This is a genomic window from Rhizobium sp. CCGE531, from assembly GCF_003627795.1.
GTDB lineage: Bacteria > Pseudomonadota > Alphaproteobacteria > Rhizobiales > Rhizobiaceae > Rhizobium.
Map to the genome: position 1 here is coordinate 1,722,821 of NZ_CP032684.1, position 14,321 is coordinate 1,737,141.

At 59.1% G+C, this 14,321-nt stretch carries 14 protein-coding genes, 1 tRNA gene and 1 pseudogene; 8 read left to right on the forward strand and 8 right to left on the reverse strand.

The window, feature by feature from the left end:
* Nucleotides 1–55 precede the first annotated feature (55 nt).
* From CCGE531_RS08490 to CCGE531_RS08500, 3 genes are all read right to left on the reverse strand, one after another.
* Nucleotides 56–418, reverse strand: a complete 363-nt coding sequence (locus CCGE531_RS08490; protein ID WP_245459018.1) for a VOC family protein — start codon at nucleotides 416–418, stop codon at nucleotides 56–58.
* Between the two features lie 203 nt (nucleotides 419–621).
* A complete protein-coding gene (locus CCGE531_RS08495) occupies nucleotides 622–765 on the reverse strand; it encodes a DUF1127 domain-containing protein (protein WP_007690982.1) in 144 nt (47 codons plus the stop codon).
* Nucleotides 766–1,067: 302 nt separating this feature from the next.
* On the reverse strand, nucleotides 1,068–1,214 hold the full coding sequence (locus CCGE531_RS08500; RefSeq protein ID WP_015339702.1) for a DUF1127 domain-containing protein: 147 nt from the start codon (nucleotides 1,212–1,214) through the stop codon (nucleotides 1,068–1,070).
* 852 nt (nucleotides 1,215–2,066) lie between these two features.
* Here CCGE531_RS08500 and CCGE531_RS08505 point away from each other — a divergent pair.
* From CCGE531_RS08505 to tig, 4 genes are all read left to right on the forward strand, one after another.
* Entirely contained in the window at nucleotides 2,067–3,206 is a 1,140-nt protein-coding gene (locus CCGE531_RS08505) for a DUF2157 domain-containing protein (protein ID WP_120663771.1), read from the forward strand.
* Nucleotides 3,203–3,817 (forward strand): GDYXXLXY domain-containing protein, encoded by a 615-nt coding sequence (locus CCGE531_RS08510; RefSeq protein WP_120663772.1) that lies wholly within the window; start codon nucleotides 3,203–3,205, stop codon nucleotides 3,815–3,817. Before CCGE531_RS08505 ends, CCGE531_RS08510 begins: the two co-directional genes overlap by 4 nt.
* Nucleotides 3,818–3,961: 144 nt before the next feature.
* A tRNA-Leu gene (locus CCGE531_RS08515) sits at nucleotides 3,962–4,046 on the forward strand.
* Nucleotides 4,047–4,326: 280 nt separating this feature from the next.
* Nucleotides 4,327–5,817 carry a trigger factor gene (gene tig / locus CCGE531_RS08520; protein WP_120666633.1) on the forward strand — a complete coding sequence of 497 codons (1,491 nt, stop codon included), beginning with the start codon at nucleotides 4,327–4,329 and terminating at the stop codon, nucleotides 5,815–5,817.
* A gap of 136 nt (nucleotides 5,818–5,953) precedes the next feature.
* On the opposite strand, the gene sthA is transcribed toward tig, so the two are convergent.
* From sthA to CCGE531_RS08540, 4 genes and pseudogenes are all read right to left on the reverse strand, one after another.
* A complete protein-coding gene (sthA, locus tag CCGE531_RS08525) occupies nucleotides 5,954–7,360 on the reverse strand; it encodes a Si-specific NAD(P)(+) transhydrogenase (RefSeq protein ID WP_120663773.1) in 1,407 nt (468 codons plus the stop codon).
* Nucleotides 7,361–7,469: 109 nt separating this feature from the next.
* Nucleotides 7,470–8,066: a dual specificity protein phosphatase family protein gene (locus CCGE531_RS08530; protein WP_120666635.1), complete on the reverse strand. Its 597-nt coding sequence runs from the start codon at nucleotides 8,064–8,066 to the stop codon at nucleotides 7,470–7,472.
* 262 nt (nucleotides 8,067–8,328) lie between these two features.
* Nucleotides 8,329–8,493, reverse strand: a pseudogene (locus tag CCGE531_RS08535) (JAB domain-containing protein); the annotation flags it as partial.
* Between the two features lie 420 nt (nucleotides 8,494–8,913).
* Nucleotides 8,914–9,120, reverse strand: a complete 207-nt coding sequence (locus CCGE531_RS08540) for a helix-turn-helix domain-containing protein (protein ID WP_120663774.1) — start codon at nucleotides 9,118–9,120, stop codon at nucleotides 8,914–8,916.
* Nucleotides 9,121–9,630: 510 nt separating this feature from the next.
* Between CCGE531_RS08540 and CCGE531_RS08545 the strand changes: the two genes are divergently transcribed.
* From CCGE531_RS08545 to CCGE531_RS08560, 4 genes are all read left to right on the forward strand, one after another.
* On the forward strand, nucleotides 9,631–11,865 hold the full coding sequence (locus CCGE531_RS08545; RefSeq protein ID WP_120663775.1) for a ParB/Srx family N-terminal domain-containing protein: 2,235 nt from the start codon (nucleotides 9,631–9,633) through the stop codon (nucleotides 11,863–11,865).
* 171 nt (nucleotides 11,866–12,036) lie between these two features.
* A complete protein-coding gene (locus CCGE531_RS08550) occupies nucleotides 12,037–12,438 on the forward strand; it encodes a hypothetical protein (RefSeq protein WP_162943867.1) in 402 nt (133 codons plus the stop codon).
* A 106-nt stretch (nucleotides 12,439–12,544) separates the two neighbouring features.
* Complete coding sequence (locus CCGE531_RS08555; protein WP_120663777.1) at nucleotides 12,545–12,838, forward strand: hypothetical protein; 294 nt, start codon at nucleotides 12,545–12,547, stop codon at nucleotides 12,836–12,838.
* Between the two features lie 662 nt (nucleotides 12,839–13,500).
* The gene (locus tag CCGE531_RS08560; protein ID WP_120666637.1) at nucleotides 13,501–13,815 is read left to right on the forward strand and encodes a DUF736 domain-containing protein; all 315 of its coding nucleotides are present in this window, start codon (nucleotides 13,501–13,503) and stop codon (nucleotides 13,813–13,815) included.
* Nucleotides 13,816–13,934: 119 nt separating this feature from the next.
* Here the strand turns inward: CCGE531_RS08560 and CCGE531_RS08565 are convergent, their stop codons facing one another.
* Nucleotides 13,935–14,222: a transcriptional repressor TraM gene (locus CCGE531_RS08565; protein ID WP_120663778.1), complete on the reverse strand. Its 288-nt coding sequence runs from the start codon at nucleotides 14,220–14,222 to the stop codon at nucleotides 13,935–13,937.
* Between the last annotated feature and the right edge of the window lie 99 nt (nucleotides 14,223–14,321).

A 14,321-nucleotide genomic window follows, 5' to 3' on the forward strand; every position in this document is an offset into this window, starting at 1 on the left:
AACCGCGCAGCGGTCTTATGGCAAACTTGATCTCTGGCCTCGCGCTTGGTGAGGTCTATGTATTGAAAGGCCTCGAGGGCGGCTCTGCAAGCGTGATGCGATTTCCGTCAGGGTCCGTGCACTGGGCGATCCTTCCGTAGTCACCTTTCGATTCACCTGTGAACTTCACGCCTATTTCTTCGAGCGATCTGCGGGCTTCATCCATTTTCGGCACTACGATGGTCAGTCTGCCGGACCCCGCATTCTCCTTGTCATGGAAGATTTGAATGTTTGCGCCCGCGACGTTGCGCCATTGGATCAACCCGTCCATGGGACGATCATCAGGCTCCCGGTCGAAAAGCTGGGTATAGAACGCCTCCGCTCTATCCATACTTGCTGTCGCGAGCGCGGCGTAAATTCCTTGGATTTGCATTCCCATGCCTCCCTTCCAAACCGACACCATCTGTAAATGAGAAAAGGCGCGGTTCCGTTCCAAGATCGCATGTGATGGCGGCAGCCGCTGTATGGCCGGCGGCATTGATATCCGGCCCCATCATTAGTCTGAACGGAGCGCTTCAATCGCCGGAATCAAAAACGGCGCCGAAAGGCGCCGTCTTGGGCAGTCCACTCAGTCCGTATCGATTAACGGAAAGAGCGGGAAGCGATGTTGCGGATCTCGTAGCGGCTGACGCCGATGTCCGAAAGGGTCTGGCTGGAGAGGTTGCCGAGTTCGTTCAGGGTGCGGCGGTAGCTGATCCAGTTCTTAGCAATGCGAATCGGGTTCATGATCTTGTCCTCAGTATCTTGGTTGCGAGCGGTACGATTACCGCCTCAGCGCTTGCACTCTATATAGGCGTGAGGACGTGTTTTGTGCAGTGCAAAGAAAAGGCGTCTGCTATGCATTTGTGCAATATGACGCCCAAAAAGCCATCAATGCCTAAAATCTGTGTGCCTTGCGTATTGCGAATGGCTCGCGGCCGACAGTTCAATGCTGCATATGCGCAATAAGCAAAAAAAGAACGCCCGTCGCGGCGGTCCGCAACGGGCGTTGAGAAGGCTCTCGCTGTTGGGCGAAGCCTATCCGGCGATTAGCGGCCGGTGGCTTCGCGGGCAACGCGATGGATGTCGGCGCGGTCGATGCCGAGGTCGTGCAGTTCACGCGAGCTCATGCGGCCGAGTTCATTGACGGTCTGACGATACTTGCGCCAGTTGTTGAAAGAGCGGGTCAGGTTCATTTTAAGTCCCTTTCGAGGATTTGAAGATCTCGCGGTCCCATCCCTGGTTCCGTCCTTGATCTGATGCTTCTTAATATATGCTGCGCTGCAAGAACTAAAAGCGCCAAAGCATCATGCCACCTATGCGAAAAGTGCAACTCTTCCAGGCGGATTGCCTAAGAAGATGGCTGCTTTATGTGCATAGCGCGGCTGAAGGAAGAATGGGTCGGAGAGCGTCATGCCTGGTTCGGCCCGGCGTCTCAGGGGAGATGCGCGAGATTGCCTAGGTTCGGCCGTGCTTTCGCCAGCCTTGCTCTTTTGGGGTAGGTCGGGTTGCCTCGTCGGCTGTTACCGGTAGGTGGATTTGCCCGCGATTGGCTCTGCGTGCCGGTTGTGGGCGTCAATCCACTGCAGCGGCGTTCGAAGTACATAAACCGATTTAGGTGGATAAAAAATAACGCCCACCGCGGGAGGAGGATGCGGTGGGCGTCATTTGAGATGATTGACGACTGGGAGGAGGAGTGTCGTCAATCTATCGGAGCGCACTGGGAGGAGGAGTGTGCGGCTCCGAATTCCGTGTCGGGACATAAATCCCCAGGCTTCTCCGACTAAAGCCGGCCCGGCGCGCCATTGCCGTGTTTGTTGTCTTATTAATAGTATGACTTTTTGATTTTGTGCAGCGCAATAATTTCATGGGAGGTATGCCGAATGCGCATGTCTTGCGAGGGTATCGTGATACCTAACCCTATAATGCCAAATGACCGCTTAATTCTGTATTAACATGGGGCATATTTGTCCCGAAGGCGTGCACAGCTTAGATGCTGAAGTATGATATGTCTCCCGTGCAAGGGGAATCGTGGATAGGGAGCCGGGATGTATAGGGGCAGGCTGGAACGGGATCTGAAAATCTGGGTCGAGAAAGGTCTTGTCGATGTAGGCGCCGCAAAGGCGATGCTACGTGAATATGACGGCCGCCAGTCGAGCTTCAGTGCCGGGCGCGTGCTGACTATCATAGCGGCCGTGCTTCTCGGCCTGGCGATACTGCTTTTCGTTTCCGCCAATTGGGAGGCGATTCCGAGGATCGCGCGCCTCGCGGGGCTCGTCGCCATGATATGGGCCTTCTATCTCGCCGCCGCCCATCTGCTCACCCTGGGGCGCTCGATTATCGCATCCGGACTTTTGATCCTGGGCACGCTGAGCTTCGGCGGCGCCATGGCGCTCGTCGGCCAGATGTACAACATGTCCGGCGACGAGCTGACGATGATGCTCGTCTGGTTTGCGGCGGCCTGCCTTGTGGCGGCGCTGTTTCGTTTAAGCGCGCAGGTCGCGCTTGCCGGCTTTCTGGCCTGGGCATTTTGCGGCGTCTATCTATGGGACCATTTCGATCAGTGGCGTGGTATCATGCCATGGGTGCCGCCTCTGATGGCCGTCATTCTGATTGCGCTCGTTCGATATGTTGACGCGCCAGGCGCGCGGCATCTCGCCTACCTCATGCTGGTAGGGTGGTTGACCTGGCTTTTCGGCCGGCATGAGAGCCTGAATACGGCAATCCTCTTTGCCGGCCTCGGGATGGCAGCCTTTCTTCTCGTCAGCATCCCCGCTTCGCCGCTGATGTCTCTTGTGCGAACGGCTGGAGCGGCCCCAGCATTCTACACTTTTCTGATCGCATCGATCGGCTTCTTCCTGGTCCATGCCGAGATCAGCAATGGGTCCTTCGAAAACAATGTCTGGGTGGAAGACAAGCTGCCGCTCATCATCGTGGCGGCGGCGACGCTGGCGAGTTCTGTCATCGCCATCGCCCTCAGCGGCCGTGACAATGGCGCGGTGCGCTATCTCGCCTATTTCGTTTTTGCTTGTGAGGTTCTCTACCTCGCCAGCGAGACGATCGGCTCGATCATCGGGACGGCCGGCTTCTTTCTTGTCGCCGGTGTGCTCGTGGCGATTGCCGCGTGGCTGGTCATCCAGCTCGAACGGCGCTTTTCCGACAATCGCGGGCAGGGAACACGGGCATGACCGATATAGCTGAGACGAACCCGGCCATCGGCCCCCGACGTCTATGGATCGCCGCCATCGTCGTGGCTGCGCTGCAGACCGCCGTCCTGGGCTACATGGTTGGCGAGCGCGCATGGGGGCTGCGAAGCGGCACCGAAATTCTCCTGAAGACAGCGCCGGTCGATCCGCGCGATCTCCTGCGCGGCGACTATGTGACTTTGAACTATGACATATCGCGGGTTCCGTTCTCGACGATGGTCGAGGGACCACCGAAAATGAGCCGAAGTGCCGCGATATTGTCCGTTCGCCTGAAGAAGCAGGATGACGGTTACTGGGGTATCGTCGAATCATCCTTCGGAGCGCTCGATCCGAAACCCGATACGGTCGTGCTCAAAAGCCTGCCTGTCGATTATGTTTTCTATGGCGATGCGACCGATCCGTCGCAGGCGATTGTCGGGGTCACCTATGGCATAGAGCGCTATTATGTGCCCGAGGGGCAGGGGCACGATATCGAGAGCGCACGCAATGACAATCGTGTCGCCATAGCGGCTCGCGTCTCTTCCGATGGTGTTGCCCATATCAAAAGCCTGCTTCTCGACGGCAAATCCGTCTATGAAGAGCCGCTTTACTGACCATATCTGCGTGAAGACGCCGATAAGCTTTGGGCGTCGTCGCGGAACCGTCATTTTTCCTTTGCGTGGTTTGAAACGGGTGATATAGAGACGCCGCGCTCCGGAAGGCCCCATGGGCAGGCATCTCCATGCGGTTTTGGGAACGCGGGTATGGTGAAATTGGTAGACACGCCAGATTTAGGTTCTGGTGCCGCAAGGCGTGGGAGTTCAAGTCTCTCTACCCGCACCAGCACTGTCTTGTGGACGGGGGGGAGGCTGACGAAGCCTGTCTTCCAAGACGCCGCAGGACGCGCCATTTTGCCCAAAGCATCCCGCTTTCGATGAGGAAGGGGACAAGATGTTTTGGCTCGTAACGGGATAGGGCTGCCTTTTGCGCGTTCATTCGAAGGCGCGGCGCTCTAGCAAGATGAAAGAGAATTGCATCCAAGCCACGCTCGGGATTTTCCGGCGTCGTGCTCATCGAAACGAACGGCTGTCTGGGCACGGCCGCCATGAATGAAGGTAGGACAATGCAGGTTATCGAAACGCTCGCTGAAGGGCTGAAGCGCGAAATCAAGGTCGTCATCCCGGCCAAGGACATGGAAGTGCGCATGAACGAGCGCCTCGCCGAGGTCAAGGACAAGGTCCGCATCAACGGCTTCCGTCCGGGCAAGGTTCCGGTCTCGCACTTGAAGAAGGTCTACGGCAAGTCGATCATGGCCGATCTGGTGAACGAGATCGTTCGCGACCAGCCGCCGGCAATCCTGACCGAGCGCGGCGAAAAGTCGGCAACCCAGCCGGAAGTCGCCATGACCGAGGACAAGGACGAGGCTGAAAAGATCCTCTCCGCCGAAGCCGATTTCGAATTCACGCTTTCCTACGAAGTCATTCCGGCGATCGAGCTGAAGCCGGTCAACGGCATCAAGGTGACCCGCGAAGTCGCTGAAATCAGCGAAGATGAAGTGACCGAGCAGATCCTCAAGATCGCCGAAAGCGCCCGCAGCTACGAGACCAAGAAGGGCAAGGCCGCCGACGGCGACCGCGTCACCATCGACTACCTCGGCAAGGTCGACGGCGTTGCCTTCGACGGTGGCAAGGATGAAGACTCGCAGCTCGTTCTCGGCTCCAACCGCTTCATCCCGGGCTTCGAAGAGCAGCTCGTCGGCGTCAAGGCTGGCGATGAGAAGGTCATCACCGTAACCTTCCCGGCCGACTATCCGGCCAAGAACCTCGCCGGCAAGGAAGCTACCTTCGACATCAACGTCAAGGAAGTTGCAGCCGCCGGCGAAATCGAAATCAACGACGAACTCGCTTCCAAGCTCGGCCTCGAATCGGCCGACCGCTTGAAGGAAATCGTTCGCGGCCAGATCGAAAGCCAGTACGGCTCGGTGACCCGCCAGAAGGTCAAGCGCCAGATCCTCGACCAGCTGGACGAAATGTACCAGTTCGACACGCCGCAGAAGCTGGTCGAAGCCGAATTCGCCAGCATCTGGCGCCAGATCGAGACGGACCTCGCTGAATCCGGCAAGACCTTCGAAGATGAAGACACCACGGAAGAGAAGGCTCGCGAAGAATATCGCAAGCTCGCCGAGCGTCGCGTTCGCCTCGGTCTCGTTCTCTCCGAAATCGGCGAGAAGGCCGGCGTCGAAGTCAGCGAAGACGAACTGCAGCGCGCGCTTTACGCACAGCTCCAGCAGTTCCCGGGCCAGGAAAAGGAAATCCTCGAATTCTTCCGCAACACGCCCGGTGCTTCCGCCAACCTGCGCGCGCCGATCTTCGAAGAAAAGGTCATCGACCACCTGCTGACCGAAGTCGACGTCACGGACAAGACCGTTTCCAAGGAAGCGCTGCTGGCCGAGGATGAAGAAGAAGGCAAGCCGGCTGCCAAGAAGGCTGCTCCGAAGAAGAAGGCTGCCGCCAAGGCTGAAGCAACGGAAGCTGCCGCCGAAGGCGAAGAAGCTGCAGCGCCGAAGAAGAAGGCCGCACCGAAGAAGAAGGCTGCTGAAGACAGCGCCGAGTAATTGGTTTTCTTCTTGGATGAAATCAGGCCCTGCCGTTCGCGGCGGGGCTTTTTGTTTCTGCCGGTGCGAGAGACTCCCTCTCCCCGTTTGCGGGGAGAGGGGACTAACCGCAATTGCTGCACCCGGGGAATGCCGCTCAAAGCTCCGACTTGATATCACCCATGCGGTTCCAGGCGTCGAGGCCGGCGATCTTGTAGGCTTCGGCGAGTGTCGGATAGTTGAAGGTGTTCTCGACGAAATATTCGACGGTGCCCTTGAGGTTCAGCACGGCCTGGCCGATGTGGACGAGCTCGGTCGCGCCTTCGCCGACGATGTGGACGCCGAGCAGCCGGCGGGTCTTCAGCGAGAAGATCATCTTCAAGAGGCCGGTGTCGAGACCCATGATATGGCCGCGCGAGGTCTCGCGGAAGCGCGCGATACCGCATTCGTAAGGGATATGCCGCTCCTTGACCTCTTCCTCGGAGAGGCCGCAGGTGGAAATCTCCGGCACGGCATAAATGCCGTAGGGGAAGTATTTCGGCGGCTCCTTGGCGATGGCGCCGACGGCGACGCGGGCGGCGATGCGGCCCTGTTCCATCGAGGTGGAGGCAAGGCTTGGGAAGCCGACGACATCGCCGGCGGCAAAGATATGCGGGACTTTCGTGGCAAAGGTCTCCGGATTGACGCTCAGACGACCGCGATTGTCTGCCTCAAGGCCAGCAGCAGGCAGATTGAGCGTATCCGTCGCGCCCATGCGGCCGGCGGCAAACAACACCATGTCGGTGGTGATGCGGCGGCCGTTGTCCAGCGTCAGCTCCACCTTGCCGCTCGGCAGGCGCTCGACTTTCTCAGCCTTCTGGCCGAGCAGCAGCTTCATGTTGCGATCGCGCAGCTGATAGGCGAAGTCTTCGACGATTTCCTTGTCGATGAAATCGAGCATGGTCGACTTCGGATCGATCAGCGTCACCTGCGTATCGAGCGCGCTGAAGATGGTAGCATATTCGATGCCGATGACGCCGGCGCCGATGACGACCATCGACCGTGGCAGTTCCTCGATATCCAGCAGCTCGTCGCTGTCGAGCACTGTCTTGCCATCGAAGGGCATGTAATCCGGCCGGAACGGCTTGGTGCCGACGGCCAGCAGGATGCTTGCCGCCGTGACATTGACGACTTCGCCGTCGTCCTTGACGACCTGCATGGTCTGCGGATCGATGAAACTTGCCTTGCCCCGCATGTGCTGCACGCGATTGCGGGCAAACTGATGCTCGAGCACCTCGACTTCGTGGTCGAGCGTGATCAGCAGGCGGCGGCGCAGGTCCTCCGCGCTGATCTCCTGTTTGACGCGATAGGCCCGGCCATAGAAGCCGCGCTCGCGCCAGCCGGAGAGGTTGAGCGCGGTTTCGCGCAGCGTCTTGGAGGGAATGGTGCCCGTGTGGACCGAGACGCCGCCGACGCGCTTGCCTTGCTCGATGACGAGCACCCTCTTGCCCAGTTTGGCGGCCTGGATAGCGCCTCTGCGGCCTGCAGGGCCGCTACCCACCACTAGGAGATCGAATTGGTCCATCGGAAAGCCTCGGATGACTGGATAGGGAATCAATGTCGCAACGCAACAAGCACTCCGTCAACCGGTAGCTGCTCAATGTTACAGATTATCTAACGGGAAGGGCCCGCAGTCAGGACGCGGAAAAGCCGAGCCAGGGTTCCAGCTTCTCGAATGTCCGATCCATGGCGTAGGCGCGAGTAAAGGAAAATGAAAGATGACCGTAGAAGATCGACATCTGGTTTTCCGCCGTTGCCTCGTTCGTCTTGGCGATGGCGGCGAGATAGAGCGCCGAAGCGAGCCCTGTGCGGTCCGCTCCCGCCTGGCAATGAATGAGAAGTGGCTTCGGCGCGTCGCGCATGATTTCGATAAGCTGTGCGGCCTGCTGCTGCGTCAGCTCGCGACCGGAAGACATGTGGAAATCGATGTGGTTGATATTGAGCTGCTTGGCCTCGGCGACTTCCTTGTCATACCAATGACGACCGCTGTTGTCGCCGCGCAGGTTGATGATGGTCTTGATGCCGTATTGCTTTTGAAGCTCGGCAATCGTGGCGGCCGACGGCTGGGAGGAGCGATAGAGTTCGCCGGCGATGACCGGGTGGAAGTTCGTTGTCCAGAGCATATGAGCGTAGAAACCGGCTGCTACCGCCGTGAAGGCTCCCAAGGCGACAAGCGCGCCGCGGCCAACAAGTAGAAGGCGATGGGAAAGCGGCGACGACGTCTTCGGCATGCGATCTCCGGGGCGGGCCGACCGCGCAAGCAGATTGGCCAAATCAAAACAACGACTTCCGCCGGCGGATTCGCCGATTGGAATGCGGCGATCCTTCTGCCAGATCATCCTGACGCAGAACTGAAAAACCACAATGAAGACAGCGAGGGACGATCTTGTAGGTTTTGAGAAGTTGGAAATACAGAACGGTTTTGGAAAAATATTTTGTATCAAAAAGATATGATTGTTTTTTAATGTACGAATTAAAGCGCGCGCGACAATTTCAGATCAAACGCAATGCGCGGAAGCTGACATGACCGTTCTTGCCAATGATAACATGGTCGTGAACGGTGATGCCCAAGGGCTTGGCAGTGTCGATAATCGTCTTGGTCATATCGATATCGGCGCGAGACGGCGTCGGATCTCCCGACGGGTGGTTGTGCAGCAGTCTAGCCACCTTAAATATGATTGTATTTTCAGTTACTTATCGGAGTAGGCGAGAAAAGTGGGGTATAGGAGTGGTGCCTGTAGCCACTGACGGAACGTGATCATCCCGCTCGGTCCCGCATAACCGTCCCAAGACTCGCACGCTCATTATTGGTCATCATTTGCCGTCCGTCAATTCGCGCTCCACGGCGTGATGTAGGTCGAATATCCGCGGCACAGCCGCGCTTTCGCCGAGTCACCAATTCCTAGCGGACTCACTTTGGCCAACGATCGCGAGGTGGATTGGCCTATTTCGGATATCCGCAGGACGGCGAATAAGGCCAGGGGACCGTTTTGGAAGTCCGCGCGCGTGTCAGATGATTACTGTGGGATGGTGTTCAGGATATTGAGGTCTGTGGTCGAGGCAGTCGAGACAGCTGCCTTAGTCACTCGCGCCAATGCCATGCGTGCTGTTACAGGCCACTATGTGGTTCCTGTCCCATTCCTCTAAGGCTTGCCTTGGATAAAGCACGGCTTTTCCGATCTTCAGAAATGGGGGGCCCACTCGCATAGCACGCCAGTTCCGCAACGTGCCCACGCTTATCGCTTCCCGATACCGCTCGGCGACCTCTTCGGCGGTTAGGTACATGGGTCCTTCCACTACAGCGACTCCAACTAAGGGTTCAAGGCCACCCGTACCAACCGTGGCCATAAAGTCCGACATCAGCAGAGAATTGAACCAAAGCGGTGTTCAGAGGAATGCGAATTTCCGGGGGTTTTGGTGACTGTGCGCGTAGGACTTCCGGTCGCGTGCGGCATTCTCGCGCTTCATCGTAGGCTCACGACCCCGTATCGCTGGTTTCAGGCCGTGCGGGATTAATATTCAACAAGGCAGATTCGAAAGGTCGCAGCATCACAGGGGGAGCCAAGGGGTCTTCCCCCTTGCTCCCCTGCAAACACCGCCTGCGCATGGCAGGGCCGCCGGCTCGCAAGCCGGTACGGTCACAACTACCTCCGAGAATCTCGATCCGACCCGCTCGGCCTGGCAGCCCGGCGATGCTCGCCGGCATTTGCCCCCTCCATCCCCGCGCGCTCACGCGCCCCCGGGAGGCATGTCGGGGACATGCCTCCGGCATTGACCAAGGAAAGGATTGGAACAATGGCAAGGACAGCAAAGAAGGCGAAAGCCGCCGCGATTGCGATGGAAGAAAACACGGCTGCGGACGAAAACCTTCGCAGCATCGGGCAGGAGACGGGGGATATCGTGGCGATGCTACCCGCCCCTGAAGATACCGGGGCGGCGGCAGGGCAAACCGCGACCGCTCTTGCAAGCGGCGGGGAAATCCTGATCCCGCTCGACAAGCTCAAAAAGTCGCCCCGCAACGCGCGGAAAACCCCTCACAGCAATGACACGATCGAAACTTATGCGGCGAGCATCGGCGCCAAGGGTATTTTGCAAAATCTTGTGGTCGAACCGGAACTGGAGGCGGATGGCGAGCCAACCGGCTTCTACTTCGTGACCATCGGCGAAGGCCGCAGGCTGGCACAATTGGTGCGAGCCAAGCGTGGGGAGATCAGCGAAAGCGAACCGGTCCGCTGTGTCATCGATACGGCCAACGACCCGTTCGAAATCAGCCTGGACGAGAACGTCACGCGCACCGATATGCATCCTGCTGACCAGTTCGAAGCCTTCCGTGAGCTCGCGGAGAACCGGGGATGGGGAGCGGAGGAAATCGCCGCCCGGTTCGGCGTGACCGCCCATGTCGTCAAGCAGCGGTTGCGGCTTGGAGCGGTGAGCCCGAAGCTGATGCAGTTCTATCACGATGGCAGCCTCAACCTTGACCAGTTGATGGCGTTTACAGTGTCGGACGACCATAGTCGTCAAGAGCAGGTCCATGACAGCCTTGGCTACAATCGCGAAGCCTACATCATCCGCCGCGAGCTTACGCGTTTCCATGTATCGGCAAGTGATCGCAAGGCGATCTTCATCGGGGCCAAAGACTATGCCGAGGCGGGCGGCACGATCTTTCGCGACCTCTTTACCGAGGATCGCGGCGGCTACTTCGAGGACGCGGCGCTGCTGGATCGGCTTGTTCTCGAAAAGCTGCAAAGCACCGCCGCCGAGCTACCGGCGACGGAGGGTTGGAAGTGGGCAGAAGCGTTCATCGACTATCCGCACGCCCACGGATTTCGCCGCTCCTATCCGCAGCCGGTCGAGCTTTCGCCGGAAGACCTCGCGTCCCGGGATGCCGCACAGGAAGAGTTTGACCGGTTGACGGCGGAATGGGAAGCCACCGAAGAGGACTTGCCGCCCGATGTCGATCAGCGCTTTGCCGAGCTTGAAGCGGAGATTGAGCGCGTTGACGCCCTGCGCCATGCCTACGATCCCGAGGACATTGCCGGCGGCGGCGCGTTCGTGTCGCTCAACTACGATGGCACGGCCCGCATCGAACGCGGCTTCATCAGGCCCGACGATGAGAGGCGGAAGCCGGATGCGGATACCATGGACGATGGCGAAACCATCATCGACGGCGTGCGTGTCAACGCTGACGGCGAGGTTATCGATGATGGAGAAGGGCAGGGCGATGACCCGTCTTCCGGTTCCGGCAATCAGCCGCCAGAGGAAGAGGAAGGCGATGCGGCGCAGCCGGTTTCCGACATTCTGACCCGTGACCTGACCGCGCACCGGACGTTGGGGCTTCAGCTTGCTCTTGGCGAGCAGCCTGAAATAACCCTGATCGCCGTCACCCATGCTCTCGCCGCGCAGACCTTTTATCGCGGCGCGGAAGCTCACGCCCTCGAAATCCGCCCGACGAGCCCAGCGCTGTCCAGCCATGCAGACGGCATCGAGGACACGGCGGCGGCGAAAATGCTGGCGGATCGCCATACAGGTTGGGCGACGGACATGCCGCGCGACGTGGCCGATCTGTGGGGCTTCATTGCCGGACTTGATCACGTGAGCGTCATGGCGCTCTTCGCCCATTGCGCGTCAATGACGGTCAACGCCGTCAAATTGCCATGGGAGCAGCGCCCGCGCACGCAGCGCTCTGCGGACCGGCTGGCAACGGCGCTTCGATTGGACATGAGCCAGCATTGGAGGCCGACCGTTCGCACCTATCTCGGGCGTGTCACCAAGGCTCATATCCTCGCCGCCGTTAGGGAAGCCTGCGGCAACGAAGCGGCGGAGCGCATCGCGGATATGAAGAAGGCGCCGATGGCGGAGGCCGCCGAGCAGCTTCTCGGGCAAACCGAGTGGTTGCCGAAGCTCCTGCGCAGTGAGCGACCCGCTTCGGTGTCGCCAGAAGAAGGACCGGACGAAGGCTTGGAGGCCTTCGACACGGAAGAAGACGTTCCACATGCTGGAGAGATCGTCTTCCCGGAAGCCGCCGAGTAAGCGAGTTGGCCGGAGCGGCAACGCTCCGGCCTCTTCCCGCCAACTGAGAAAATTCGCGGCCGCGCCATAGGGCGCGGCCGTGACCTCGACGCAAACATGGGCATCATGCCACCAGACCTTGGAACACAATGAACAGGACGGAAGGATCCTTGTAGGGAAGGAATGCCGCTCATGACACCGGTGATCCTGATGGCCGTAGCACTCCTTCTCGGGTTGTGTGTTCTGGCCTTTAGGCTCGCGGCCTATGCCCTGCCTCTCATGGCCGGGCTTGCAGCGGGCCGGTTGGCGATCGCTTGCGGCGCGCCCATTGCCATTGTGGCGGTCTTCGGGCTGGTGGCTGCGGTTTCATCGTTTTCGGCACTCGTCTATCTGCAAGCTATCCAGCGGCATCCTGCGGCAAGACTGGCCGTCGCCGTGATCTACGCAACCCCTGCCGCCGTCGCAGGCTATGCCCTGATGTTCGGCGTCCTCAATGGCGTCCAGATGGAGGGCTTCATCCGGCAATGTCTTTGCCTAGCAGGCGGTGGATTTGTGGCTGTTTCAGCCATCTCTCGGCTAACGGCATGGCGTTGAGCGCGCGGCTTTGGCCGCACAAACCTTGCACGATTCACAGTATTGCGCGGTTTGCAGAAGGTGCGACTGTGGCGGCTTCCATCTGTCGACAAACAAGGAGTAGCCGATGGCACAGCAACAGACTTTGGAATTCTATAGTTATTCAATGATTTCCCGTCGGGAAGAGCCGCGTTGGAAGGAAACCGGCATTCGGTCCGAATATTTTGCCGATCTGGACGAGGCAAGGGCCGCCGTCATTAGTATGCGTGAAGAATTGGCGGAGGATCACGATGATGTCGACGCCTACCGACTGGAACGGATCCGAACCGCCCCCTTGACGAAAGAAAATTTGCTGATCCTGCTCAATCAAGGCATGGGGGCGTTCCTCACAGGCTACGAAGTCGTGGAGACGGTTGGCTAGCAGCGACGTGGCTGCCGTGCCGGTCGCGCCTGCCGTGCGCGGCCGGTGGATGTCCTCACTCGCAATGACGCAGAGCGTCACCGGGCTGAACGACAGCCCGGTGCTTGTGTCCGATCCACCCATCGAAGGTCGACGACGACAGGTGGATCTTCCAGCTTGGCAACGAGGTAGGAATGGACCCTGGTAACGGTCCCGTATCCTCTGACAGTTCATCCGCAGTCACACCGAGAACAGCAAAAGTCCGGTCCGTCATGCGTGCTCTCCTCAATCGGCGGAAGGCACTTAGAAGCCGTGAGATTAAGCCGTGTTGCGGCCGAGCCCGAGAAACCTCTGACCGAGAGAACTGAATGCTCCGATGGTAGCCATGATGCGGCTGCCCTCGTTTCACTGACAACGATCACGCCCAACGCGAACTCGATTGATCTGGTCTGACCGAAGACCGGCAGCGCAATCGCCACCTCGATCTCAAGTCCGCAACGTCCGCCATCCGCTTTTTTCCGCCGCCGGCCTGGCCGGCTTTGCATCGCGAATTCAAAAAAACGGCTCTCGGCCGTCCGCCATTTCATTTCCGGCCATGCTGGTGCGGCCCGATCGTCCCCGGTCCAACGACCGTCATCGAGATCGCGACGGGCGCGGTCCGATCAGCAAAAGGACATCGCATCATGGCTACCATTGGCACCTTCAACCGCTCCGAAACCGGCGAAATCTCTGGCTCCGTCAAGACCCTCACCCTCAACGTCAAGTCCGTGAAGTTCGTGCCCGCCGAGGGCGACACCGAAAACGGTCCGGACTACCGCGTGCTCGCAGCAGCCGTCGAATTCGGGGCGGCGTGGAAGAAGCAGTCCGACAAGGGCAATTCCTACCTCTCCGTCAAGCTGGACGATCCGAGCTTCGCCGCCCCGATCTACGCCAGCCTGGTCGAAACCGAAAGCAACGAACTGGCGCTCATCTGGTCACGCCGCCGCGCCGCAAGCTGAGTAATGCGACAGGGCCCCGCTGGCGGGGCCCTGTCGGCGCTTGGCCGCTTTGCTAGCAAGAGCCAACACTCGCCGCTCTACAAGACAGGATCGATCGGTAACTGCTACGAAGCGGCCGCTTAGATTGCGGGAACCTTTGGAATATAGCCGAGCCTCTTCAACAATGAATTGAGCACATACATTTGCGCATGCATCTCCATTGCCGCTTCAATATAGGCGAGATGCTGAGCGCCACCGCTCGCCTTGCCCGCCTGGACCTCGTGAGGCAACAGTTCCCAAAGCTGCTGGGCCTTTTCCAGGCGGTGTCTGTGGGAGCGGATGGCATCGACCGTAAGAGCCTGCAAATCCATGCTCGGAAGTCCTGCAGTCAATCCCACAATTGCTGGGATATCCAATGATCTTTGCATTCTAAAGTCTCCGAAATGCTCTTCTGTCAGTCAGTTTCCTCTAAGCTGACCCCCGGCATTCAACAGGCAAATTCTTCAGAGCGCAAAGTGCAGATTTGC

What these genes read in the sequence shown, in the direction of transcription:
- CCGE531_RS08490 (WP_245459018.1), bottom strand. Translation starts at nt 418, where the DNA reads ATGGGAATGCAAATCCAAGGAATTTACGCCGCGCTCGCGACAGCAAGT.
- CCGE531_RS08495 (WP_007690982.1), bottom strand. Translation starts at nt 765, where the DNA reads ATGAACCCGATTCGCATTGCTAAGAACTGGATCAGCTACCGCCGCACC.
- CCGE531_RS08500 (WP_015339702.1), bottom strand. Translation starts at nt 1,214, where the DNA reads ATGAACCTGACCCGCTCTTTCAACAACTGGCGCAAGTATCGTCAGACC.
- CCGE531_RS08505 (WP_120663771.1), top strand. Translation starts at nt 2,067, where the DNA reads ATGTATAGGGGCAGGCTGGAACGGGATCTGAAAATCTGGGTCGAGAAA.
- CCGE531_RS08510 (WP_120663772.1), top strand. Translation starts at nt 3,203, where the DNA reads ATGACCGATATAGCTGAGACGAACCCGGCCATCGGCCCCCGACGTCTA.
- tig (WP_120666633.1), top strand. Translation starts at nt 4,327, where the DNA reads ATGCAGGTTATCGAAACGCTCGCTGAAGGGCTGAAGCGCGAAATCAAG.
- sthA (WP_120663773.1), bottom strand. Translation starts at nt 7,360, where the DNA reads ATGGACCAATTCGATCTCCTAGTGGTGGGTAGCGGCCCTGCAGGCCGC.
- CCGE531_RS08530 (WP_120666635.1), bottom strand. Translation starts at nt 8,066, where the DNA reads ATGCCGAAGACGTCGTCGCCGCTTTCCCATCGCCTTCTACTTGTTGGC.
- CCGE531_RS08540 (WP_120663774.1), bottom strand. Translation starts at nt 9,120, where the DNA reads ATGTACCTAACCGCCGAAGAGGTCGCCGAGCGGTATCGGGAAGCGATA.
- CCGE531_RS08545 (WP_120663775.1), top strand. Translation starts at nt 9,631, where the DNA reads ATGGCAAGGACAGCAAAGAAGGCGAAAGCCGCCGCGATTGCGATGGAA.
- CCGE531_RS08550 (WP_162943867.1), top strand. Translation starts at nt 12,037, where the DNA reads ATGACACCGGTGATCCTGATGGCCGTAGCACTCCTTCTCGGGTTGTGT.
- CCGE531_RS08555 (WP_120663777.1), top strand. Translation starts at nt 12,545, where the DNA reads ATGGCACAGCAACAGACTTTGGAATTCTATAGTTATTCAATGATTTCC.
- CCGE531_RS08560 (WP_120666637.1), top strand. Translation starts at nt 13,501, where the DNA reads ATGGCTACCATTGGCACCTTCAACCGCTCCGAAACCGGCGAAATCTCT.
- CCGE531_RS08565 (WP_120663778.1), bottom strand. Translation starts at nt 14,222, where the DNA reads ATGCAAAGATCATTGGATATCCCAGCAATTGTGGGATTGACTGCAGGA.